The organism is Hymenobacter guriensis, from assembly GCF_015773195.1.
Taxonomy (GTDB): Bacteria; Bacteroidota; Bacteroidia; order Cytophagales; family Hymenobacteraceae; genus Hymenobacter; species Hymenobacter guriensis.
In genome coordinates this window covers 137334-160922 of sequence record NZ_JADWYK010000001.1, presented here as the reverse complement: position 1 = coordinate 160922, position 23589 = coordinate 137334, and the positions used below count along the sequence as shown (strand labels likewise).

Annotated in this window: 19 protein-coding genes; 10 read left to right on the top strand and 9 right to left on the bottom strand. The window is 58.9% G+C overall.

The window, feature by feature from the left end:
* The first annotated feature begins 44 nt into the window (after positions 1 to 44).
* The 10 genes from I5L79_RS00665 (at position 45) to I5L79_RS00620 (ending at position 14986) form a co-directional block, all read left to right on the top strand.
* Positions 45 to 1532: a UDP-N-acetylmuramoyl-L-alanyl-D-glutamate--2,6-diaminopimelate ligase gene (locus I5L79_RS00665; protein WP_196953090.1), complete on the top strand. Its 1488-nt coding sequence runs from the start codon at positions 45 to 47 to the stop codon at positions 1530 to 1532.
* Between the two features lie 138 nt (positions 1533 to 1670).
* Positions 1671 to 2891 (top strand): phospho-N-acetylmuramoyl-pentapeptide-transferase, encoded by a 1221-nt coding sequence (mraY, locus tag I5L79_RS00660; RefSeq protein WP_196953089.1) that lies wholly within the window; start codon positions 1671 to 1673, stop codon positions 2889 to 2891.
* A gap of 3 nt (positions 2892 to 2894) precedes the next feature.
* The gene (gene murD / locus I5L79_RS00655) at positions 2895 to 4301 is read left to right on the top strand and encodes a UDP-N-acetylmuramoyl-L-alanine--D-glutamate ligase (RefSeq protein WP_196953088.1); all 1407 of its coding nucleotides are present in this window, start codon (positions 2895 to 2897) and stop codon (positions 4299 to 4301) included.
* Between the two features lie 63 nt (positions 4302 to 4364).
* Positions 4365 to 5543, top strand: coding sequence for an FtsW/RodA/SpoVE family cell cycle protein (locus I5L79_RS00650; protein WP_196953087.1), 1179 nt, complete (start codon positions 4365 to 4367; stop codon positions 5541 to 5543).
* 46 nt (positions 5544 to 5589) lie between these two features.
* Positions 5590 to 6735 carry an undecaprenyldiphospho-muramoylpentapeptide beta-N-acetylglucosaminyltransferase gene (gene murG, locus I5L79_RS00645; protein ID WP_196953086.1) on the top strand — a complete coding sequence of 382 codons (1146 nt, stop codon included), beginning with the start codon at positions 5590 to 5592 and terminating at the stop codon, positions 6733 to 6735.
* 27 nt (positions 6736 to 6762) lie between these two features.
* Positions 6763 to 8193, top strand: a complete 1431-nt coding sequence (gene murC / locus I5L79_RS00640) for a UDP-N-acetylmuramate--L-alanine ligase (protein ID WP_262894838.1) — start codon at positions 6763 to 6765, stop codon at positions 8191 to 8193.
* The gene (locus tag I5L79_RS00635; RefSeq protein WP_196953085.1) at positions 8177 to 8941 is read left to right on the top strand and encodes a cell division protein FtsQ/DivIB; all 765 of its coding nucleotides are present in this window, start codon (positions 8177 to 8179) and stop codon (positions 8939 to 8941) included. Before murC ends, I5L79_RS00635 begins: the two co-directional genes overlap by 17 nt.
* Positions 8942 to 9027: 86 nt before the next feature.
* The gene (ftsA, locus tag I5L79_RS00630; protein WP_196953084.1) at positions 9028 to 10392 is read left to right on the top strand and encodes a cell division protein FtsA; all 1365 of its coding nucleotides are present in this window, start codon (positions 9028 to 9030) and stop codon (positions 10390 to 10392) included.
* A 127-nt stretch (positions 10393 to 10519) separates the two neighbouring features.
* Complete coding sequence (ftsZ, locus tag I5L79_RS00625) at positions 10520 to 12022, top strand: cell division protein FtsZ (RefSeq protein ID WP_196953083.1); 1503 nt, start codon at positions 10520 to 10522, stop codon at positions 12020 to 12022.
* 414 nt (positions 12023 to 12436) lie between these two features.
* Positions 12437 to 14986 (top strand): DUF4838 domain-containing protein, encoded by a 2550-nt coding sequence (locus I5L79_RS00620; RefSeq protein ID WP_196953082.1) that lies wholly within the window; start codon positions 12437 to 12439, stop codon positions 14984 to 14986.
* A 134-nt stretch (positions 14987 to 15120) separates the two neighbouring features.
* Here the strand turns inward: I5L79_RS00620 and I5L79_RS00615 are convergent, their stop codons facing one another.
* From I5L79_RS00615 to I5L79_RS00575, 9 genes are all read right to left on the bottom strand, one after another.
* On the bottom strand, positions 15121 to 15291 hold the full coding sequence (locus tag I5L79_RS00615) for a hypothetical protein (RefSeq protein WP_196953081.1): 171 nt from the start codon (positions 15289 to 15291) through the stop codon (positions 15121 to 15123).
* 86 nt (positions 15292 to 15377) lie between these two features.
* Positions 15378 to 16502, bottom strand: a complete 1125-nt coding sequence (locus I5L79_RS00610) for a cytochrome-c peroxidase (protein WP_196953080.1) — start codon at positions 16500 to 16502, stop codon at positions 15378 to 15380.
* A gap of 135 nt (positions 16503 to 16637) precedes the next feature.
* On the bottom strand, positions 16638 to 17624 hold the full coding sequence (locus tag I5L79_RS00605) for a hypothetical protein (protein ID WP_196953079.1): 987 nt from the start codon (positions 17622 to 17624) through the stop codon (positions 16638 to 16640).
* A 36-nt stretch (positions 17625 to 17660) separates the two neighbouring features.
* Positions 17661 to 18719 (bottom strand): cytochrome-c peroxidase, encoded by a 1059-nt coding sequence (locus I5L79_RS00600; RefSeq protein WP_231402636.1) that lies wholly within the window; start codon positions 18717 to 18719, stop codon positions 17661 to 17663.
* Positions 18720 to 18722: 3 nt separating this feature from the next.
* A complete protein-coding gene (locus I5L79_RS00595) occupies positions 18723 to 19490 on the bottom strand; it encodes an MbnP family protein (protein ID WP_231402634.1) in 768 nt (255 codons plus the stop codon).
* Positions 19491 to 19602: 112 nt separating this feature from the next.
* A complete protein-coding gene (locus I5L79_RS00590; RefSeq protein ID WP_196953077.1) occupies positions 19603 to 19983 on the bottom strand; it encodes a hypothetical protein in 381 nt (126 codons plus the stop codon).
* A 68-nt stretch (positions 19984 to 20051) separates the two neighbouring features.
* Entirely contained in the window at positions 20052 to 20579 is a 528-nt protein-coding gene (locus tag I5L79_RS00585; RefSeq protein ID WP_196953076.1) for an NADPH-dependent FMN reductase, read from the bottom strand.
* A 121-nt stretch (positions 20580 to 20700) separates the two neighbouring features.
* Positions 20701 to 21456, bottom strand: a complete 756-nt coding sequence (locus tag I5L79_RS00580) for a succinate dehydrogenase/fumarate reductase iron-sulfur subunit (RefSeq protein WP_196953075.1) — start codon at positions 21454 to 21456, stop codon at positions 20701 to 20703.
* A 192-nt stretch (positions 21457 to 21648) separates the two neighbouring features.
* Positions 21649 to 23583, bottom strand: a complete 1935-nt coding sequence (locus I5L79_RS00575; protein ID WP_196953074.1) for a fumarate reductase/succinate dehydrogenase flavoprotein subunit — start codon at positions 23581 to 23583, stop codon at positions 21649 to 21651.
* Between the last annotated feature and the right edge of the window lie 6 nt (positions 23584 to 23589).

Below are 23589 nucleotides of genomic sequence, written 5' to 3'. Positions count from 1 at the left end.
GCTTACCTCCGGCCGGTGCGGCTTTGCGCCGGCTTGTCTTGCTCATGCCTGATCTGACTTCGCCCTCTCATTCGCTTTCTGCATTGCTCGCCGGCCTGCAGGTGCTGGTCCAGCACGGCCCCACTGAGGCAACCGTACAGGGCCTCACGCTGGACTCGCGGCAGGCCGCGCCCGGCACGGCGTTTTTCGCCCTGCGCGGAGCTACCGTCGACGGACACCAGTTTATTTCGAAAGCCGAAGAGCTGGGCGTCAGCGTGGTGGTAGCCGAAGCGCTGCCGACGGAGCTAAGTCCGAACACTACGTATGTGCAAGTGGCCGACAGCGCCGAGGCTATGGCCCGCGTGGCGGCGGCTTTCTACGGGCATCCGTCGCGGAAGCTGCAGCTGGTAGGTGTGACGGGCACCAACGGCAAAACCACCTGCGCCACGGTGCTGCACAAGCTGTTCCGGGAGCTGGGCTACCATGTGGGGCTGCTGAGTACAGTGCAGAACCAGATTGACGAAGAAGTAATTCCGGCTACCCACACCACGCCCGACGCCATTCGGCTGAACGCCCTGCTGGCCCGTATGGTGCAGGCCGGCTGCTCGCACGTATTTATGGAAGTGAGCAGCCACGCCGTGGTGCAGCACCGCGTAACCGGCCTGCACTTCGCGGGCGGCATATTCACCAACCTCACCCACGACCACCTCGACTACCACGGCACTTTCCAGGAATACCTGAAAGCCAAAAAGGGCTTTTTCGACGCGCTGCCCAAGTCGGCGTTTGCCCTCACCAATGCCGACGACAAGCGCGGGCCGGTGATGCTGCAGAACGTGGTGGGCCGCCGCGAATCGTATTCCCTGCGCGGACCGGCTTCGTTCCGGGGCAAGCTCATCGAAAACGCTGTGCACGGGCTGCATCTCGAAATCGACGGGCGCGAGGCGCAGTTCCGGCTGATTGGGGTGTTCAACGCCTACAACCTGCTGGCCGTGTACGGGGCGGCGGTGCTGCTGGGCGAAGAGCCCACGGAAGTCCTCACGGTGCTGTCGGGGCTGACCTCGGCGCCGGGCCGCTTCGAGCCGGTGGTATCGCCGAAGACGCGCGTGACCGGCATCATAGACTACGCGCACACGCCCGACGCGCTGGAAAACGTGCTCCAGACCATTGCCGATATCCGCCAGCCCAGCCAGCAGGTGATTACGGTGGTGGGCTGCGGCGGCAACCGCGACGGCGCCAAGCGGCCCATCATGGCTAACCTGGCGTGCCAAGGCTCCAGCCGCGTGGTGCTCACCTCCGACAACCCCCGCTTTGAAGACCCCCAGGACATTCTAACCCAGATGCAGGCCGGCGTGCAGCCCCAGGACCTGGGCAAGGTGCTCACCATTGCCGACCGGCGCGAGGCCATCAAAACGGCCTGCGCCCTGGCCGGGCCCGGCGACATTGTGCTGGTAGCCGGCAAAGGCCACGAGTCTTACCAGGAAATTAAAGGGGTAAAAACTGATTTTGACGACAAACAGGTGCTGACCGAAATGTTTGCGCTGCTGGACAAATGAGCTTTAGCGCGTCGTGTTTAAGGAGCCAAGTCAGCAAACCAAACCATAAAGATTCCTTCCTGCGCACCCGGCACCCGGCCCGAAGCATTAATTTTGCTGTTCGGCTTTCGCTTTTCCTGACCCGCTGACTTCGCCTTCATGCTGTATTACCTCTTCACTTACCTCTACCAGCACTACCACATTCCCGGTACCGGCGTGTTTCAGTACACCACGTTCCGCGCGGCTATGGCAGTGGTAACTTCGCTAATCATTGCCCAGTACTTTGGCGCGCCCCTCATCCGGCTGCTCCAGCGGCAGCAAATTGGTGAGTCCATCCGCGACCTGGGTTTGCAGGGGCAGATGGAGAAGAAAGGGACGCCTACGATGGGCGGGCTCATCATCCTACTGGCCATTCTGGTGCCGGTGCTGCTGTTTGCCAAGCTCGACAATATCTACATCGTGCTGATGATTCTGAGCACCGTGTGGCTGGGCCTGATCGGGTTTGTGGATGACTATATTAAGGTTGTAAAGAAGGACAAGGAAGGGCTGGCCGGGCGCTTCAAGGTGCTGGGCCAGATTGGCCTGGGTATTACGGTGGGCTGGGTGCTGTTTTTCTCGAAGGACGTGACCGTGCGCCAGTACCTGCTGCCCAACGGCGACCTGTCGGCGGTAGATGCCAGTACCGTGTACCAGGATGTGAAGCTGATGATTACCACCATTCCCTTCGCCAAAAACAACGAGTTGAACTACGGCAACCTGTTCAGCTACGCCGGCCCCTACTTCAACGGGCTGTATAGCATCCTCTACATTCCCATCGTCATCCTCATCATCACGGCCGTGAGCAACGGCGCCAACATCACCGACGGCCTCGACGGGCTGGCGGCCGGCACTTCGGCCATTATCGGCATCACGCTGGCTATTTTCTGCTTTGTGAGCGGCAACGCACTGCTGGCCGACTACCTCGATATCATGTATATCCCGAACTCCGGGGAGCTGGTTATCTTTTGTACGGCTTTCGTGGGGGCCTGTGTGGGCTTTCTGTGGTACAACTCCTACCCGGCGCAGGTATTTATGGGCGACACCGGCTCTTTGGCTATTGGGGGTATCATTGCGGTGCTGGCCCTTATCGTGCGCAAAGAGTTGCTGATTCCGGTGCTCTGCGGCATTTTCCTGATCGAAAACCTGTCGGTGATGCTGCAGGTGAGCTATTTCAAGTATACCCGCCGCAAGTACGGGGAAGGCAAGCGCCTCTTGCGCATGTCGCCGCTGCACCACCACTACCAGAAGCTGGGCTACCACGAAAGTAAAATCGTGTCGCGCTTCTGGATTGTGGGCATTATGCTGGCCGTTATTACCCTCGTCACCCTCAAACTTCGCTAACCCATGACGGCAACCGCAAACGGTCAACGACTGGTAGTGCTCGGCTCGGGCGAAAGTGGGGTAGGAGCGGCGCTGCTGGCGCAGGCCAAAGGCTACGACGTGTTTGTGTCGGATGCCGGAACGCTCAAGCCAAGCTATAAAGAGAAGCTGCAGGCGGCGGACATCCGCTTCGAGGAAGGCCAGCACACGCTCAGCGAGATTCTGACGGCTACGGAAGTCGTGAAAAGCCCCGGCATCCCGGAGAAAGCGCCCGTAGTACAGGCCCTGCGCGAAAAGCAGATTCCCATCATTTCGGAAATTGAGCTGGCCGGGCGCTACACCCGGGCGCAGTGCATCTGCATTACGGGCACCAACGGCAAAACCACTACCACCCTGCTTACCTACCACTTGCTGAAGGAAGCGGGCCTGCGCGTGGGGTTGGCCGGCAACGTGGGCTTCTCGCTGGCCGAGCAGGTTATCGACGACCAGTTCGACTACTACGTGGTGGAAATGAGCTCTTTCCAGCTCGACGATACCTACGACTTCCAGCCCTGGGTGTCGGTGCTGCTCAACATCACCCCCGACCACCTCGACCGGTACGACTACTCTCTGGAGAAGTATGCCCAGTCTAAGCTGCGCATCATGCGCAACCAGGACAGCCAGGGCTATTTCATCTACAACGCCGACGACGAGACTATTCAGCGCTACTTCCAGGCGGCCCTGCGGCCGGTGCGGCAACTGCCCTTCAGCCTCCACGCCCGGCCCGACTACCACCTGGCCGGCTACTATACCGGCGAAGAGCGGCTGTGCGTGGACCTGGAGCCCGGCTACTACGGTAAGACCGAGGAAATCAGCACCAGCAGCTCGCCGCTGATAGGCCAGCACAACCGCCAGAACATCCTGGCGGCCATTTTGTGCGCCCGCGTGGCCGGCGTGGAGGCCGGGCAGATTGAAACCGCCCTGGCTACGTTCCGTAACGCCGACCACCGCCTGCAGCCCGTAGGCGAAATAAATGGCGCCCGCTTCATCAACGACTCCAAGGCCACCAACGTGGAAGCCGCCTGGTACGCCCTCGACGGTATCCGGGAGCCTATCGTCTGGATTGCGGGCGGCACCGACAAAGGCAACGACTACTCCCCGCTGCTAACCCTGGCGCAGTCGCGCGTGAAGGCGCTGATTTGCCTGGGCGTAGACAATGAGAAGCTGAAAGCCGCCTTCGGGCCCGTGCTGCCGCTGGTAGAGGAAACCCAGAGCATGCAGCAGGCCGTGCGCCGCGCCGCCGAGCTGGCCCAACCCGGCGACGTGGTGCTGCTCTCGCCCTGCTGCGCGTCGTTTGATCTGTTCAAAAACTACGAGGACCGCGGCCGGCAGTTCGCTGCCGCCGTGCAGGAACTCGCCGATGAGCAAACCAACGAGGAAGCCAACGAATAGCCTGGGCGCTGCTGCTACCAGGACCGAACGCACTATTTCACCACTTCATCATTTCCCCGCCGGATGGACATCATCAAAAACTGGCTACAGCGCAACCTGAAGGGTGACCCGGTGCTCTGGGGTATTGTGATTCTGTTTTCGCTTATCTCCATTGCGGTGGTATACTCGGCTACGGGTACGCTGGCCTACAAAAAGATGGGTGGCAACACGGAGTACTTCCTCATCAAGCATACCGGGCTGATTTTCGTGGGCTTGTTCTTCATGTGGCTGGCCCACCGCATCGACTACCGGCACTACTCGCGCCTGTCGCTCTACGCCCTGCTGCTGTCGGTGCCGCTGCTGCTGTTTACCTATTTCATGGGCTCGAACATCAACGAGGCCTCGCGCTGGCTTACCATCCCCGTCATCAACCAAACCTTCCAGCCCTCCGACTTGGCCAAGCTGGCCCTCATTGCGCATCTGGCCAGCATGCTCAGCCGCCGCCAGCAGCACGTCGACGATTTCAAGACCACGCTGCTGCCCGTGATGCTGTGGGTGGGGTTGATCTGCGGCATCATCATCATGAGTAACGCTTCCACGGCGCTGCTGCTGTTTGCTACCTGTCTGCTGCTCATGTTCATTGGCCGGGTGCCGCTCAAGCAAATGGCCGTCATGATTGCCATTGGGGCCGTGGTGGGCGGCCTGGGCCTAGCCACCGGACAGCGCTTCAAAACCGTGCAGTCACGCATCGAGAACTTCACCGACAAAACCAAGCCAGTGCCGTTTCAGCTGGAGCACAGCTACATTGCCATTGCCACGGGCGGCGTATCGGGCAAAGGCCCCGGCAAAAGCACCGAGCGCAACATTCTGCCCCACCCATACTCCGACTTCATTTACGCCGTTATCATTGAGGAGTACGGGCTGCTGGGTGGCGTAGCCATCCTGTTCCTGTACCTCGCCTTTTTGTACCGTGGTCTGATTACGGTGATGAACAGCTACGGCGCGTTTGGTGGGCTGCTCTCGGCGGGGCTGAGCTTTAGCCTGGTTTTGCAGGCCATGGTAAATATGGGCGTAGCCGTGGGGCTGGGCCCTATTACCGGGCTGCCGCTGCCCTTGCTGAGCATGGGGGGCACGTCCCTCATTTTCACCGGCATCAGCATCGGCATCATCCTGGCCGTGAGTCGCGGGGAGCGGGAGCTTCGCCCCATGACCGGTGAGCCGGCCGATACCGCCCGCATACCGAAGAAAACGGCGCTGGCGTAGGTAACCCTGAACAATTAGATTTTCTTCTGCTTCCCAACCCAATCCAATGCCCAATTCAGAATTCAGCATTCATAATTCAGAATTGAAACCCTACCGTGTCATCATCAGCGGTGGCGGTACGGGCGGGCATATCTTCCCGGCTGTGGCTATTGCCAACGAGCTGCGCCGCCGCCATCCGGCCGCGGAAATTCTCTTCGTAGGAGCCAACGGCCGCATGGAAATGACGCGCGTGCCTGAAGCCGGCTACCGCATCGTGGGCCTTGATATTACAGGTTTGCAGCGCCGCCTCACCCCCCAGAATCTGCTTTTTCCGGTGCGGGTGTTTCGCTCGGTGCGCAAGGCGGGCAAGCTGCTGGAAGAGTTTCAGCCCGATGCCGTGGTGGGGGTGGGTGGCTACGCCTCGGCTCCGGTGCTGCTGGCGGCTACCTCGCGCGGAATTCCGTCGCTCATTCAGGAACAGAACTCCTACGCCGGCCTAGTAAATAAGCTGCTGGCCCGGCGCGTAAGCAAAATCTGTGTGGCCTACGGTGGCATGGAAAAGTTCTTTCCTGCCGAAAAGCTGGTGCTGACCGGCAACCCCATCCGTAGCGAAATAGCCCAAGGCAGCCGGGAAGAAGCTCTGCGCTTTTTTGGCCTCGATGCCAGCCGCCCCGTGCTACTGGTGGTGGGCGGCAGCCTGGGCGCCCGCACCCTCAACCACGCCACGGCGGCCGCGCTGCCGCGCCTGAAAATGGCCGGGGTGCAGCTGCTCTGGCAAACCGGCAAGCTGTATTACCCCACGGCCCGCGAAGATATGGAGCCTTACCCCGGTACCGGCCTGCACGCGCTGGAGTTTGTGCAGCGCATGGACCTGGCCTACGCCGCCGCCGACGTGGTGATTTCGCGGGCCGGGGCGTTATCAGTGTCGGAGCTGTGCCTCACGGGCAAGCCCTGCGTGCTGGTGCCTTCGCCCAACGTGGCCGAGGACCATCAAACCAAAAATGCCCGCGCCCTCGTCGACCAGGATGCGGCCCTGCTCGTGACGGATGCCGAAGCCAGCCTGCGCCTCTACGACGAAGCCCTGGCCTTGCTCGGCAACCCGGCCCGGCAGCAGCAGCTGACTACCAGCATCCGGCGCCTGGCTCACCCAAACGCCACCACGGCCATCGTGGATGAGCTCGAAAAGCTGATGGTCCGGCCCACGCATTCTTAATTCCTCACTTCTTATCTCGTCATCCTCTTGAGTTCTGTTGCTTCGTTTCCGTACGTCTACTTTCTGGGAGTTGGGGGCATTGGCATGTCGGCGCTGGCCCGCTGGTTCCAGGCCAATGGCCACCACGTGAGCGGCTACGACAAAACCTCAACGCCGCTCACCCAGGCGCTGGAGGCCGAAGGCATCCTCATTCACTACGAGGATGCCGTGGACAACATTCCGGTGGAGGTGCGCACAAACCAAGCCCAGACCCTGGTCGTACTCACGCCCGCCATTCCGGCCGACCACCGGGAGTGGGCCTGGCTGCGCGAGCAGGGCTACGACATCCGCAAGCGCAGCCAGGTGCTGGGCGTACTCACGCAGGGCCGGCCTACCATTGCGGTGGCCGGCACCCACGGCAAAACTACTACCAGCAGCATGGTGGCTCACCTGCTGCACCACGCCGGTGTGCCTTGCGCTGCATTTTTGGGTGGTATTTCCGTGAACCTGGGCTCGAACTTACTGCTGCCAACGGCCGGCCCAGATGCTGATAAGGCGCCCGTGGTAGTGGAGGCCGATGAGTACGACCGGTCATTTCTCACGCTGCGACCCACCATTGCCATCGTTACCAGCACCGACGCCGACCACCTCGATATCTACGGCCATAAGGATGCATTGGTGGAGTCATTCCGGCAGTTTGTAAGCCAGATAGAGCCCGGCGGCACGCTCATCATCAACCACACCGCCGATGCCAGCGTGGCCGCAGCCACGCCGGTCGGGGTGCGCGTTATTCGCTACGGTCTCACGACCGAGCAAGGCCCTGAGCTACACGCGTCCGCCATTACGGCCCGGGGGCACCAGTTTCACTTCAACCTGCACAGCCCGGCCGGCGTGGTGCCCGACCTGGAGCTGGCGGTGCCCGGCTACCACAACGTAGAGAATATGCTGGCCGCTGCCTGCGTGGCGCTGCTGCAGGGCGTGGCCCCGCAGCCCCTGCAAGCTGCCGTGGCTGCCTACCGGGGCGTGAAGCGCCGCTTCGAATTTATTGTAACCACACCTGAGAAAATATATGTGGATGATTATGCCCACCATCCGCGCGAAATCGAGGCCTTCTTACGTTCATTGCGGGCATTATATCCGGGTAAAAGGCTGCGCGTAATTTTTCAGCCGCATTTATTTTCCCGCACCCGGGATTTCGCCGCTGGCTTTGCTGAGAGTTTAAGTATTGCCGATGAGGTGCGGCTGCTGGATATTTATCCGGCCCGCGAATTGCCGATGACAGGAGTTTCTTCCGAAATTATTTTCCGCGGTATTACTTCACCCTCTAAACTCCTGCAAACCAAAGAACAAGTGCTGCGCGACGCCGAAATCGATACTACTTTTGACGTGTTGGCTACCGTCGGCGCGGGGGATATTGATCAGTTGGTTCCGCGCCTGAAAAATATTTTACAAAACCGCTGGCATGGATCTGAAGCGTAAGGCAAATAATTTACTTTTTGCTACCGGGTGTCTGGTACTTTTCGGGGCTCTGGCCGTATTTGCCGGCGTGCGGCAAACCCAGCGCCCCGTGGGTGAGGTCGTCGTTTCCATTGGCAACGAATCCAACAACTACTTCATTAGTGAGCGGGAAGTAACCAGCCTGCTCACGCGCAACGGCCGCCAGCGCCTCGAAGCAGCCATTCCTGGGGAGCTGGATCTGAAAGCGCTGGAAAACCGCCTCAAGACCCACAGCTTCGTGAAAGACGCGCAGGTGTACCGCGACCTGGCCGGCAACCTGCACGCCGACGTGCGCCAGAACCGCCCCATTGCCCGCCTCGTGCACGCCAATACCCGCTTAGACAGCTACATCGACGCGGAAGGGGAGCAGCTACCTTTGTCAAACCTGTTCACGGCCCGGGTGGTGCCGGTATCGCGTCAGGGCAACCAGCCTTTGCAAGCTGCATTTTTTCAGGATTCGACCGGGCGCCGGTATTTGGATTTCCTCCGGTATATCGATGAGCATCCGTTCTGGCGGGCGCAGGTAGCGGAAGTATTTATTGGGCCAAACGGAAAATTATCCTTCACCCAGCAAGTAGGCGACCAGCGTGTAGAATTTGGCTTTCCCGAGAATATTTCGGAGAAATTTGCGAAACTAATGGTATTTTACCGGCAGATACCGCCCGTATTAGGCTGGGACACGTACCACCGCGTCAACGTCGAATTCAAAGATCAAATCATTTGTGAGTAAGCAACGGCTTGCTTCTACGCTGCAAATAGGCGTTTTTTGCAGAACATCCCCTCCCCGAACCCTCCAACCTCACTCGCTTCCGTCTCATGCAACACGATAAGATTGTAGTCGGCCTCGACATTGGTACCACCAAAATCTGCGCTCTGGTAGGGCGCAAAAACGAGTTCGGCAAGCTTGAGATACTGGGCATGGGCAAAGCCGTGTCCGAAGGCGTAGTGCGCGGTATCGTGTCGAACATCGACAAAACCGTGGACGCCATCAAAAAAGCCATCCGTCAGGCCGAAGAGCAATCCGGTATCAATATTGGCGTGGTGAACGTGGGTATTGCCGGGCAGCACATCAAGAGCCTCCAGCACAACGGCAGCATCACCCGCGCTTCGCAGGACAGCGAAATCACGCAGGACGACGTGAACCGCCTCACCAACGACATGTACCGGCTGGTAACCCCGCCCGGCTCCGAAATCATCCACGTAATGCCCCAGGACTACAAGGTGGACTACGAGGAAGGTATCATGGACCCGGTGGGCATGTCGGGCGTGCGCCTGGAAGGCAACTTCCACATCATCACGGCGCAGAGCACGGCCATCAACAACATCAACAAGTGCGTAACCAAGGCCGGGCTGGAAATCGACAACCTGATTCTGGAGCCCTTGGCCTCGAGCATGTCGGTGTTGAGCGAAGAGGAAAAGGAAGCCGGCGTCGCGCTGATTGACATCGGCGGCGGTACTACTGACCTAGCCATCTTCAAAGACGGCATTATCCGCCACGCAGCTGTGCTGCCGTTCGGTGGCAACATCGTGACCAGCGACATCAAGCAAGGCTGCCTGGTGATGCAAAACCAAGCCGAGCAACTCAAGGTGAAGTTCGGCAAAGCCATTGCCGAGGAAGCCTCCGAGTACGAAATCGTGAGCATTCCGGGTCTGCGCGACCGGGCACCCAAGGAAATTTCCCTCAAGAACCTGGCCTACATCATTGAGGCCCGGATGGAGGAAATTATTGAGTTGGTATACGCTGAAATCCAGCGCACCGGCCACGGCGACAAGCTGGCCGCCGGCATTGTGCTGACGGGCGGCGGCTCGCAGCTGCAAAACCTAGTGCAGCTTACCGAATACGTAACTGGCCTGGATACCCGCATCGGTTACCCCAACGAGCACCTCGGCAAAAGCAAAATCGAGGCGGTAAAGTCGCCGATGTACGCTACCACCGTGGGCTTGGTGCTGTCGGGCTACCGCTCCCTAGATGAGCGGCAGAACCGCAACTCGCACGAGGAAGAGGTGTACCGTCCCGCGCCCGAAGCCCGTCCGGCCGTTAGCACGCCTGCTCCGGCGGCTTCCGCGCCGGCGGCTCCGGCCGAGCCCAAAAAGCCTTCCGGCGCCGGTAAGTTTTTCCAGGACATCATCAGCCGTACCAAAGGGCTGCTGATTAATGATTTCGACGACCAACAGTACTAAGGTCAATTAATAATTAAGAATTACTAATTAGGAATTGAGTTGGCAAAGCGACCCTATCAAAGGTGCTTGGCAGACTCTCAATTCTGATTCTTAATTCTTAATTATTAATTATTAATTGACACTCGTCATGGATTTTAAATTCGATATACCTTCCCAATCCAAGTCCATCATCAAGGTGATTGGCGTAGGTGGTGGCGGCTCCAATGCCGTCAACCACATGTTCAGCCAGGGCATCAAGGACGTGGAGTTCATCATCTGCAACACCGACAAGCAGGCCCTGGCTTCCTCAACGGTGCCCAACCGCCTGCAGATCGGCATGGACCTGACCGAAGGCCTGGGTGCCGGCGCCAATCCCGAACGCGGCAAGCAGGCCGCCATTGAAAGCCGGGAACAAATCCGCGAGCTGCTGAGCAATGGCACCAAGATGGTGTTCATCACGGCCGGTATGGGCGGCGGCACCGGTACGGGCGCAGCGCCTGTTATTGCCAAGGTAGCCAAGGAGCTGGGCATTCTGACGGTGGGCATCGTGACGGCACCCTTCATGTTTGAGGGCAAGAAAAAGCGCCAGCAGGCTGAAATGGGCATCCGGGACCTGAGCGACAACTGCGACACGGTGCTGGTGATTCTTAACGATAAGCTGCGCGAGATTTACGGCAACCTGCCCATCCGCGCCGCCTTCGCCAAGGCGGATAACGTGCTGAGCACCGCCGCCAAATCCATTGCCGAAATCATTACTGTAACGGCCGATGTGAACGTGGACTTTGAAGACGTGAAAACCGTCATGAAAGACTCCGGTGCGGCCGTAATGGGCAGCAGCATCACGGAAGGGGAAAACCGGGCCCGCCGCTCAGCCGAAGAAGCCCTGGCCTCACCGCTACTCAACAACACGGACATCCATGGAGCGCAGAAAATCCTGCTTTCTATTATGTCGGGCGACCAGGCCGAGCTGGAAATGGATGAGCTAACTGAAATTACGGAGTACATCCAGGATAAGGCCGGCCAGAACGCCGAGGTAATCTTCGGGCACGGCATCGACCCAACCCTGGGCCAGAGCATCCGTGTGACGGTTATTGCCACCGGTTTCGCCCGCGACGCGCACACCATCACGCAGGTAGCGGCCTACTCCAATGAGCCCGCCGCGGCACCTAATCCGCAGATTGATATTTTCGATAAGGACCGCCAGGATGCTCCAGCGGCCACCACTTCGGTAGTACCCTCATTCGGAGCGCCGGTGACAGCAGCGTCAGCACCTAATGCGCCGGAGCCGCCCAAGGTCACGTTCGACCTTGAAACCTCGCCGTACACATATGAGCCCCCGGTTGCCGCGCCGTCTACGCCCGCCCCGGAGCCCATCGTATTTCAGCACCCGGCACCCGCCCCGCAACCGCTGGCTTCGCGGCCGGCGCTGGATGCCCGGGCCGATGAGCGCCGCCGACGCCTGCAGGAGCTGAGCAACGGCCTGACGAACGAGGCTATCAAAGATCAGCTGGACACGCCCGCTTATCTGCGCCGCCAGGTGAAGCTGGAAAATGTGGTGCCGTCGAGTGAGCGGAATATTTCCCGCTTCAACCTCTCCGACGACAACGAGCTGCTGGGCGACAACCGCTTCCTGCACGACAACGTGGACTGATACTAAAGTACTTACCCTTATCAGGCAGCCGCTGGAGCAATCCGGCGGCTGTTTGCTTTTGCGTGACTAAGGGAAGCGAAGCCCAAAATGAAAATGATGGCGGTGGCCTGGTTTATATTAATGATAATTAGGTTGTTACACTTCTTGCGTTCCTAGGCCTCATTGGGAATACCTACTGGCAGGGGTTACTTACCTGCTTATTGGTATACTCATTGCCATAGCGGCGTCAGAGCGCTGGCTTTTTAGCGGGTGTAGATTTTTGACAAGCTGTGGCTCAGGGGATAGGTGTTGAAGGCCTTGCCGCATCTACCAGCAAAAGAGTGCTTTCAAATTTCTATTTCAGTGAATAAAGGCTGCTGCCGCTCGTTGATTAGTGTAAACTATCAGCACTTGATTTACCACAGACTTTCCCACATGCATTCTTTTTTCCTGCCAGGGCCATTTTTTAAATCAATTGCTGGTCTCACTCTTTTAGGGGCCTTGCTGGCCTTCTGGCTTTTTCCTGAAGCTGGTTGGGCAAATCCCGGAGTGCCCGTCAACGGCTTCAACCTCGCTGAGCCTGCCGTTGTCCGCTACATTTACTTTGAGGATTCGGACCCTGCCTATGCTAAAAGTGCTGAGGAACTGGCCAGGGAGTTGAGCTTGACGGGTGCTGTTTGGAAAGCCCAAAATGTAGTGGGTGGCTGGAACCGAACTGGTATTTTCCTGGGGTCTTTAGCCGTATTGAGCAAGCATATGCAGCCGGATGAGGTAGCGGCGCTCAGCAGCATGGAAAATGATGGTTACTGGCTGCACCTTCAGCAGAATGCGGGCTACGTGGCGGTTCGTTCGGCGGCGGCGCTACCTTCGGCGTCGGCTGGTTTGCGCTTTGCCTTGGGATTTCGCTACTATCTGCCAAACCGAAACTGGGAATACTACCCTGACCTCACCAGCCTGCCCGACCTCAAGCAAGGGCCTCCTATACCGTTAATGGCCAACCGGGGAATGTTTTACGGGTATGGAGCCGGCAGCAAGAAATTAGAGGAAGAAACCACCCGCTGGAAATTGAACAATGGCCTAGCCCTAGACAATGCCGTATCAACCGGGCATTCCTGGCCCGGGTTCTACTCCCGGCACAAAGCGGAATTTGCGGCGCACCCGGAGTGGTTTGCCGCCGCCAGTGACGGTTCCCGGCGAGTATTGAAAGCGAACATGGGGCAATCTCAAAGTGTTAGCTTTTGCGTGACCAATAAAAAGCTGATAGCGGCCCTGCAGGCAGATGCTTTACAGCGCCTGCAAACTCAAAATATGTACTCGCTGGATCCCAGTGATGGAATGGACGAAAAAGCCGTTTGTCAGTGCGAAAATTGTCAGGGTCTCGGTTCAGTATCTAACATTGTTTTTTACTTAGCCAACCAGGTAGCTGAAGCAGTTGGTAAAGCCTTTCCTTATAAGAGTGGGAGAGGATTAGAATTCAACAAGATGGTAGGTATGTATGCTTATGCTCAGCACGCATTTCCCCCTGATTTCCCAATACACCAAAACGTATTTGTGCTGGTGGCAACTGCATATAATTCCTCTCCGCTTTCCTACGATGACCTTTTTAAGAAGTGGAACGAGAAAGCAAAAAATCATTGGGGAATCAGAGACTATTGGGGCGTCATGCAATGGGATGCAGACCTGCCCGGGCGCTCAAAGCTCAGGACGTCAGCTTATGCATCGGAACTGCGTAAATATGCGGCTCTGGGAGCAATAGCCATAAATACTGAAACCATTGCCGGTTGGGTGTCTCGTGGTATAGGCCAGTACACGGCAGCTACGGTACTGCGCGACGGTAGCCAAAACGCCGAGGAGCTAACCGAGGTGTTCTATACCCAGATGTTTGGGAAGGCAGCCCCTATACTGAAACCGATGTTCACGGACTGGCAAAGCCAAATGGCAGGAATGCCTACTGAAGAAGATCTGCGTGCATGGAGCGTATTAGTTCAAAAAGCCCTTGCACTGGCTGAGCAGGAGAAGAACCCGTTGCTCCGGCATAGGGTATTGGATATTGCGGCCTATCTGCACTATATCAATCTGCTGCGCAGTTGGAGAGTAGCGCCCGCCGACCCTGGTTATATTCGCTACATAGCGCTGCTAAGCTGGGCTTGGCGTCTGCGGGAAACCGGCTTAATTGCCAGCCAGGCACTGGTTCGTACGTATGCGAACTCGAAAGCTCCAACCAAAGACCTTCATTTTTCTAATGCATCTGCTCCTTGGAAACAGACTACAATGGTAACGGATGAGGAAATTCTCAAGAACCTGACCGCTGATGTGGCATCTTTGAAAAAGCCAAGGGCAAATGTCAAGGCAGTTGATTACAATTACTCCACCTATTCTGTATACCAGCCTGCCGTTGTCAGCAAAGAGGTTCACCGCCAGTTTCGGGGCAATTTTCGCCTAGTGGTTGCGGGTGGTACCGGTGGCTCCCTCGGACTGCGGGTTGGCTTGATTAAGGGTTCTGGTAAAAGCAGCTCTATTCAGTTTGGGACAGCCCCGAATGCAGCCGTAAAATTGCCGATCGGGAAGTTAGTTGATGTTCCAGTACCGCAGGCCGGCCCTCAGATATGTACAATTGTCGATAATAACAAAGGAGTTCAGCTAAGCTCACGCGCCGGAGTGAAATGCAGTGTATTTGCCAGCAAGCAGAGCCCCCTACACAGCTTCGCCCGGAATGAGTGGTGCTTTCTGGTGCCGGAGGGTACCACCGTTTTCGGGATCTGGAAAAAAGGAGTATACACGCTTGTATCACCCAGCGGCCGCCGGATCACGCAGCAGACAAGTGGCGAACTGCTGGAGTACTATGAGGTAGGCAAAGCCGAGACGGGCATCTGGAAATTAGAAGCTCAATCAGGCACTTTATACCTGATAGGGGTACCTCCCGTCCTGGCCCCAACGGCCGCCCACTTGATAGTACCCACCGAGAAAAGCAGCAAGGCTAAGTAAGCGGCCGGCTTACGCTTAGCAAACGGCTCCGGTATGCGGCTTTCGTGGTTCGGTCAGCTTGCGCTACTACCCCAAACGCAACAGCGCCCCCGGAGCAATCCGGCGGCGCAGTTGTTGTATAAAGGTGGAACAAATCAGGGTTGCAGAGGCGGGAACTGGCTGGTGGCGCTGGTATCGGCAATAGCCATAAACCGGTGGGCTGGTTCCGCTATTTCCCGATCTACGCTCAGGGGCCTGGTAACCGCGTGGCTGCAGGCGCCAAACAACGGCGTCAGCAGCAGCAAAGAGTACAAGGTGCGTTTCATAATGGGCCTGATACGGGAGGATACTCCCGGTGTTACTTACAGGTGAAAATATAACGCCAAGCAGTAACTATATAGTTCCTTGATTATTAAGGAGTAAATGGATTACTGAATTGCTTGGCCTGGATAAAGGCAGAGTCGGTGAGGGTGCGCAGGAAAGCCAGGAGTTGCTGCTGCTCCAGCGGGGTAAGGTCCAGCTTTGTGCCTTTTGGGGTATTGGAAAGCAGCATGTTGGGGTCGAGAAAAGGGCTGTTGCGCTCCACATGCTCGTTGTAGTGGGCCAGCACTTCCTCCAGCGTCCTGAAGCGCCCGTCGTGCATGTAGGGTGCAGTGAGGACAATGTTGCGCAGGGTAGGGGCCCGAAACTTGCCTTGGTCAGTTGCCTGGCCGGTAACGCCGCCCCGTCCGGCATCGGCAAAGGTGGCGTCCAAACCATTATTGAAAAACTCTGGCGAATTAAACAGCCCCGTGGTTTCGAGGTGGCAATGGTGGCAGGCCGCCCCGCGCACGAAAATGCCTCCTACCTCGCCGGGGTGGCTGCGGAACAGGAAAGCGCCCATCTGCTCGTCGCGGGTAAGGTCGGTTTCGTGGCGCAGGAACTGGTCGTAGCGGGAGTTGGCCGAAATCAGGGTGCGCTCAAACTGTGCCAGGGCCTTCAGAACGTTGGTTTCGGTAATCGTCTGGCTGCCGAAGGCCTTGGCAAACAAGGGTGGATACAGCGCCGTCTGCTGCAGCTTGCGCACGCCCTCGCCTAGGCTCTGGTGCATCTCCACCGTGTTTTCGATGGGCAAACGCGCTTGGTCTTCCAGGGTGTGGGCCGCGCCGTCCCAGTTGAGGTTAGGTTCCCACAGCACATTGGCCAACGACATGGTAGAGCGGGCGTGCTCCTGCCCATCAGCCCCAAGCGCCCGGGCCCGGCCATCGGTGAAAGCCTTGCTTTGCTGGTGGCAGCTGCCGCAGGAAATGGTGCTGTTGCGCGAAAGGCGGGGCTCATAAAACAGCATCCGGCCCAGGGCCACGCCTTCCTGCGTCAGTGGGTTATCGGTCGGAATGGGGGGGCGAGCAGGCAGGCCCGAGGGTAGCTGCAGCTCATAGGGCGTAGCGGCAAAGGGTGCTACGGGTTCGGTTTCCCCATCCGGCCCGCACCCGCCCGCCAGCAAGGGCGCAATCGCCAAGGCCGGCCAGAAACGGCGCCAGAAAGAAAAGAAAGTCATGTGCCGCAACGCCTGAAGAGAGAAACCAATAGACCAACTAAACCAGCCAGGGCAGAACAGTTGTAGTGCCCCAGCTGGTTCAGTAAACCAAGCTGCATACTGCCGGCGTATGCCGGCAGTATGCAGCACCCAGGGCTAAAATAAGTATTTGGTTTGTTTGAAGCTGTAGCCTACCGCCAGCACGAGCCGGCCGGCGCTGGCCGGGTGGTCGGTAGCGGCAGTATACACCGGAAACTGGGCGCTGGCGTTCAACGACACATTTTTGTAGTATACGTCCAGACCGGGCCCGAGCAGCGCGTTGTTCATGGCGTGCTCCCCCGTCAGGCGGCCTTCGAGGGTTTCGCCTTTGGTTCTTTCGTAAAAAAACTGCGCCGAGGGGTATACCTGCCAGTCGGCCTGTAGCGGGAGCCGGTAAAACAGATTTACAAACGAGCTGGTGCTGGGGGCGGTGCTTTCCTGAAAGGCGTTGCGGGTAGCCTGCCGGTAGCTGGTGTTCAGGCTCAAGCCTACGTTGCGGTAGCTGCCAATGTAGTTGAGATACACAAACCCGTCGGTGGTGCCGGTGCCGGGCTGGGTAAGGGTAGGGTAGCGCCGCCCGTTTACATTGCGCCGCCGGAAGTCGCCGGTGGGCAGCTTGGCGCCACCGCCCACAATCAGGCGGCTTTGCACGCCGGCCGTCTCGATGTTGCGCAGCAGATGGTAGCCTGCAAACACCGTCACGTCGCCCAGCCCCGATTGCGTCAGCTCCCGGCCGTTGGCGTAGGACGTGTTCATGGCATAGGGCACGAAGATGTTTATTTCCAGTTTTTTAGCTAGAAAGTACTTGGCGCGCAGCTCCACCACCCGAAACACTTCGTAATCGTGTGGGTCGCCGTTGTGGGCGTGGCGGTAGTTGTCGTCGTGGTTGAGGTGGCGGGGGAAAAATGGCCGCGCTCCGGTTGGAAAGAAACGGGGTTGCTGACCAAGCTGCTGGTAGCCGTTGAAAGCCCGGTAACGGTGCATCAGCGCCACGCTGCTTTGGTTGTCATAAGGCGTGATGCCCATAAAGCAGCCGCAGATGTCGCAGGCATGCACCCGGTAGAACCCCAACAGCAGAACAAGAAAGACAGGGAAAGACTTCATCGTGAAAATCCGGAAAAAGAAATTAGTTGCCCGCCGTTAGCGGTCCTTTTCGCTGAGTCGGGCATCGTGCAGAAACCGCTCATCGGTGAGCGTACCGAGGAACGCCAGCAAATCGGCTTGCTCACCAGCCGTAAGCGGAATGCCCAGCTGCCCATCGGCGCGGCGGAGCTGCGGATCGAGGGTAGGGGACTCTGTTACGCCGTGGTCGTAGTGGGCCAGCACCTGCGCCAGGGTGGCAAAGCGCCCATCGTGCATGTAGGGCGCCGTGCGGGCCACATTGCGCAGGGACGGCACCTTGAAGCGGCCCCGGTCGGCGCGTTGCTGCGTAATGTGCGCCCGGCCGGAGTCGGCCGCAAAGCCCCCAGGTAGCCCGTTGTTGCGGTACGACTCATCGGTAAACAAATCCGTGGCGTGGCAGCTGGCACACTTCTGTCGCAGCACCGACAGGCCGCGTAGCTCGGCCGGCGTAAGCGTGCCTCCGGCTTCGCCGCGCGCGTACTGGTCGTAGCGGGAGTTGGCCGAAGTAAGCGAAGCTGTGAACTGCGCCAGGGCCCGTAACAGCTGCTGCGAATCGATGGGCTTGCGGCCGTACACCTCGGCAAAGCGGCGCTGGTAGTCGGCGTCGGCATTGAGCTTGCGCAGCACGTTTTCCAGCGTTTCGTCCATCTCCACCGGATTGGTGAGCGGGGCCAGCGGCATTGTTTCCAGGTGCTTGGCGCCCCCATCCCAGAGCAGCTCCCGGCGCCAGCGCAGGTTCTGGAGCGCGGGCGCATTGCGGGTGCCCAGGCGGTTGTCTACCCCATGGCTGAGGCGGTGGTCGGCGTGGGCGAAGGCGGCAAACTGCTGGTGGCAGCTACCGCAGGATACCTCACCGCTACGGGACAGCAGCGGGTCATAGAACAGTACCCGGCCTAGCGCAAACCCAGCCGGCGTAGGCGGATTCTCTTCGGCGGAGTACACGGGAGCCGGAAAGTTGGCCGGCACTACCATGCCGGGCACTTCCTCCAAGGGCGCGGCCTCCTCAGCCGATGAGCAAGCCAAGGGGAGCCAGCCGGCCAGCCCCAGGGCCAGCCGGCACATCATACGGTGTACCATTGCCTAGTTGGCGTGCACGTGGTCCACGGTTATCATGCCGGCGGCCTGGTTGTCGGCTATACGCACTGCATTAGCGCCGCCCATCACGTCGGAAGCCGTAGCGAAGCGGATGGTATTCACCCCGGAAAACAGCTTGAGCACATCGGTTTGCAGGTGCACGGCCGGGGTTCGATTTGGGCGAATCAGAATGGTAGCGCCTTTCAGGGAAGGCGAAACCGTGCGGATAGTGTTGTTGGGGGTTTTGAAGCCACCGATATGAAAGATTAGCCCGCCATTGGACGCCTGCGGGGAGGTACCTTCCAGCTTGGTGTAAATATAGCCCGAGTTCCAGGTCCAGAACATGTTATTTATCGGGTCAAGCGCGCCGGTTTGAGCGCCCGACACGTTGCGGGTGCTGTCTACTCCAATAACAAAGCTCAGGGAGGTATAGTCGCCGGCCGGAATGCTGTCCAGCGTGAAAGCTTTGGACGCTGGCTTGGCCTCATCTACCAGAAAGTAGCTCTCCGGCACCAGGTACGTGCTGCCATCGGCTTTGCCCAGGCTGAAGTTGGAGAGGTAGTAGCGGAAGGTAGACACCGTGAACTGGTCGCCAGCCGGCGTGGTGTAGCTGCCGGTGTTCAGCACCAGCGGCTGCTCGCCAACCAGGTGGTCAATTTCAATGTCGAGCGTGCCGGGCTGGGTGGGTGCGGGGTCCTTGTCGTCGCAGCTGGTGAGCAGTGTGGCCACAAAAAGCAGGGAAGTACTGAGAAGGGAAAACAAACGGAAATACATCGAAGAAGCGCGTTAGGCTGAAAACGGAAAAGCACGGCCGGCAGCCACCCCTTACCAATGAAGCGGCGGCTGTCAACCTGTCAAACCCCGGCAGGGGTTCAAGCAATGGAGTTCAGACGTGTAGCGCGGGAGGATGCAGGAGGCTATAGGCCGGCGCAAAGGCGTAGCAGCTGGCTACGCTGGCTGCAAACTTGGCCGCTGGTGTGTAGGCCGGCAACGGGGAGGGAACGAAGCAGACCAGGGGCGGCAACACTTCGTACTTGAGCTTGGCAAAACCCAACTGAGGGGCCTTTCGCTCGGTTTCGGTGGCTTTGCGCAGCTGCTTGGCAAGGTGGCAGCGGCCGTTGCAGCGCATTCGGGGCTTGGCTTTGTTGATGCAGAACAGACGCGTAATCTGCTCCTTCTGCAGCTGGTAATTCACGACCAGCAGCTCCCGACTAAACGTCTGGAGCAGAATCAGGCAGGTCAGAAATAAAGCCAGCAGACGCGTCACGGGAAATCCTGTCAGGTGCTTTGGGTGCGCTAAATGTACGCACGCCCGCTAGAAAACAAGACGCACGGCTACCAGGCAGCTACCTGGGCGGCCTGCTCGCGCAGGAGTTGGAGCAGCAAGGGCTGGGTAAGCTGGCCGTCCGGCGTCAGGTGGGCATCAATGCCGGGCAGCCGCACGCGGGCGGGCAGCACAATGGTTCCTAGGTACATGAGCACGTCGGTGAGGTGGCTGAGGGCCAGCAGGCCGCCTTGCTGCCCGGTGCCCAGCCCCACCAGCGCCGCCTTCTTGCCGCGGATGCCGCCGGGGTAGGGCAGGCCGTCGATGAATCCTTTGAGCGCACCCGGAAAAGAGCAGTTGTACTCCGGCACCACAAAAACGAGCGTATCGGCCTCCTCGGCCAATCGGGCCAGCTGGTTGAACTCCTCGTGCTGGCCGGTATTGTGGTAGAGGGCTTCGGTTAGAAAGGCGGGTGGCAGGGCTACGAGGTCCAGGATCTGGTGCGGCGCCCCCAGCTCCGTCAGCAGCTGGGCATAGAGGTTGGTGACCTGCCGGGCACGGGAGTTGGGGCGGTTGGTGCCGGAAATCAGCGTTATCATAAAGCCTGGTATAAAGAGGAAAGCAGGCCGCTGCTCTGACGCAGCTTTCGGCCTGTGCTTCTGAAAAACAAAAAAGCGAACCGGTTGGCCGGTTCGCTTTCCTATAGCTCAACCACGAAGGCTACGCAAGGTTATTCGAAGACGCCTTGGCGGCCAGGAATTCGCGGTTTAGGATGGCAATATTTTCCAGCGAAATGCCCACGGGACACTCAGCGGCGCAGGATCCGATGTTGGTGCAGGCGCCAAAGCCTTCTTTGTCCATCTGAGCTACCATGTTTTCCACGCGGGACTTGCGCTCTACCTGGCCCTGGGGCAGCAAGGCCAGCTGGCTTACCTTGGCCGACACGAACAGCATAGCCGAGGCATTTTTGCAGGACGCCACGCAGGCACCGCAGGCAATGCAGGTAGCTGCCTCAAATGCGCGGTCTGCAATTTCCTTCGGAATCGGAATTTCGTTGCCGTCGGGCGTGCCGCCGGTATTCACGCTCACGTAGCCGCCCGCCTGAATGATGCGGTCGAAAGCCGAGCGGTCCACGCTCAGGTCTTTGTTGACGGGAAACGCGTTGGCGCGCCAGGGCTCGATGGTGATGGTGTCACCGTCGGAGAACTTGCGCATGTGCAGCTGGCAGGTGGTCGTGCCCTTCTCGGGGCCGTGGGCCCGGCCGTTGATGAACAGGTTGCACGAGCCGCAGATACCTTCGCGGCAGTCGTGGTCGAAGGCCACCGGCTCCTCGCCTTTGCGCAGCAGGTCTTCGTTGAGCACATCCAGCATTTCCAGGAACGACATATCCGGGGAAATGTCTTTTACCTGGTAATCCACAATCCCGCCCTTGGCAGTGCGGTTTTGCTGCCGCCACACCTTCAGGGTGAGGTTCATTGGTTTGGCGTTGGGGTTACTTCCGGCCATTGTATTGTTGGGGACTTGGGGACTTAGGGACTTGGGTACTTGGTTTGTGGCCAACCTGTCTCGGGTCCTGGATTTTCAAAAAGAAAAGTAAGTAGGAACACGAAGGAAATTCTTGAGGTCTCAAGGACAGCCAAGTCCCTAAGTCCCCAAATTCCTGATTCCCTACTTGTAGCTACGCTGCGTGAGCTTGACGTTTTCGAACTGCAGCTCTTCCTTGTGCAGGACTTCGGGCTGATTGTCGCCCACGTACTCCCAGGCAGCCACGTAGGCGTACTCGTCATCGTTGCGCTTGGCCTCACCCAACTCGTCCTGGTACTCCTCGCGGAAGTGGCCGCCGCAGCTTTCGTTGCGGTTGTAGGCGTCGTCTATCATCAACTCGCCCAGCTCCAGGAAGTCGGCCACGCGGCCTGCTTTCTCCAGTGTCTGGTTCATGTCCTCGCTCACGCCCACTACTTTCAGGTCGCTCCAGAACTCCCGGCGCAGCTTCTGAATCTCGGCTTTGGCGTGGCGCAGCCCTTCGGCGTTGCGGGCCATGCCGCAGTATTCCCACATAATATGGCCCAGCGCCTTGTGGAAGTCGTCGGGGGTGCGGGTACCATTGATACTCAGCAGCTGCTGAATCCGGGTGCGTACGGCCGTTTCTGCCTCGTTGAAAGCCGGGTGCTCCGTCGTTACCGGCTTGGGCGTAGTCTTCGCCAGATAGTCGCCGATGGTGTACGGAATTACGAAGTAGCCGTCGGCCAGACCCTGCATCAGCGCCGAGGCACCGAGACGGTTGGCGCCGTGGTCGGAGAAGTTGCACTCACCGGTGGCGTAGAGGCCGGGAATGGTGGTTTGCAGGTTGTAGTCTACCCAGAGGCCGCCCATAGTGTAATGCACGGCCGGATAAATGCGCATGGGCTGCTCGTAGGGGTTTTCGCCGGTGATTTTGGCGTACATATCGAACAGGTTGCCATACTTCTGGGCTACCGAGTCGGCGCCGGTGCGCTTGATGATGTCGGCAAAGTCCAGGTACACGGCCAGACCGGTGGCCCCCACGCCGCGCCCTTCGTCGCACATCTGCTTGGCATTGCGCGAAGCTACGTCGCGCGGCACCAGGTTTCCGAAAGCGGGGTATTTGCGCTCCAGGAAGTAGTCACGCTCTTCTTCAGGAATGTCCTGCACCCGAATCTGACCGGCGCGCAGGCGCTCAGCCATTTCCTTGGTGGCCGGCACCCACACGCGCCCGTCGTTGCGCAGGCTTTCTGACATCAGCGTGAGCTTCGACTGGTAGTCGCCCGATACGGGAATGCAGGTGGGGTGAATCTGGGTAAAGCAGGGGTTGGCAAACAGCGCGCCTTTCTTGTGGGCGCGCCACGGGGCCGTTACATTGCAGTACTTGGCGTTGGTGCTCAGGTAAAACACGTTGCCGTAGCCGCCGGTAGCCAGCACCACCGCGTGGGCGGCGTGCTTTTCGATTTCACCGGTAATCAGGTTTCTCGTTACAATGCCCTGGGCTTTGCCATCTACCACTACCACGTCCAGCATTTCGGAGCGGGTATAGAGCTTCACTTTGCCGTAAGCCACCTGCCGACTCAGGGCCGAGTAGGCGCCCAACAACAGCTGCTGCCCGGTCTGGCCGCGGGCATAGAACGTGCGGCTTACCTGCGCACCCCCGAAAGAGCGGTTAGCCAGCAACCCACCATACTCACGGGCAAAGGGTACGCCCTGGGCCACGCACTGGTCAATGATGTTTACCGATACCTGGGCCAGCCGGTACACGTTGGCTTCGCGGGCACGGTAGTCACCGCCCTTGATGGTGTCGTAGAACAGGCGGAACACCGAGTCCCCGTCGTTCTGGTAGTTTTTGGCAGCATTGATACCGCCTTGCGCGGCAATGGAGTGCGCGCGACGAGGCGAGTCGTGGTAGGTGAAGGCCTTTACGTTGTAGCCCAGCTCGGCCAGCGAAGCCGCCGCCGAAGCGCCGGCTAGCCCCGTGCCTACCACAATCACGTCGTACTTGCGCTTGTTGGCAGGGTTGACGAGCTTAACGTTGAACTTATGCGTGTCCCACTTCTCGGCCAGGGGGCCTTCGGGAATTTTGGAATCCAGATTCATCGGGTG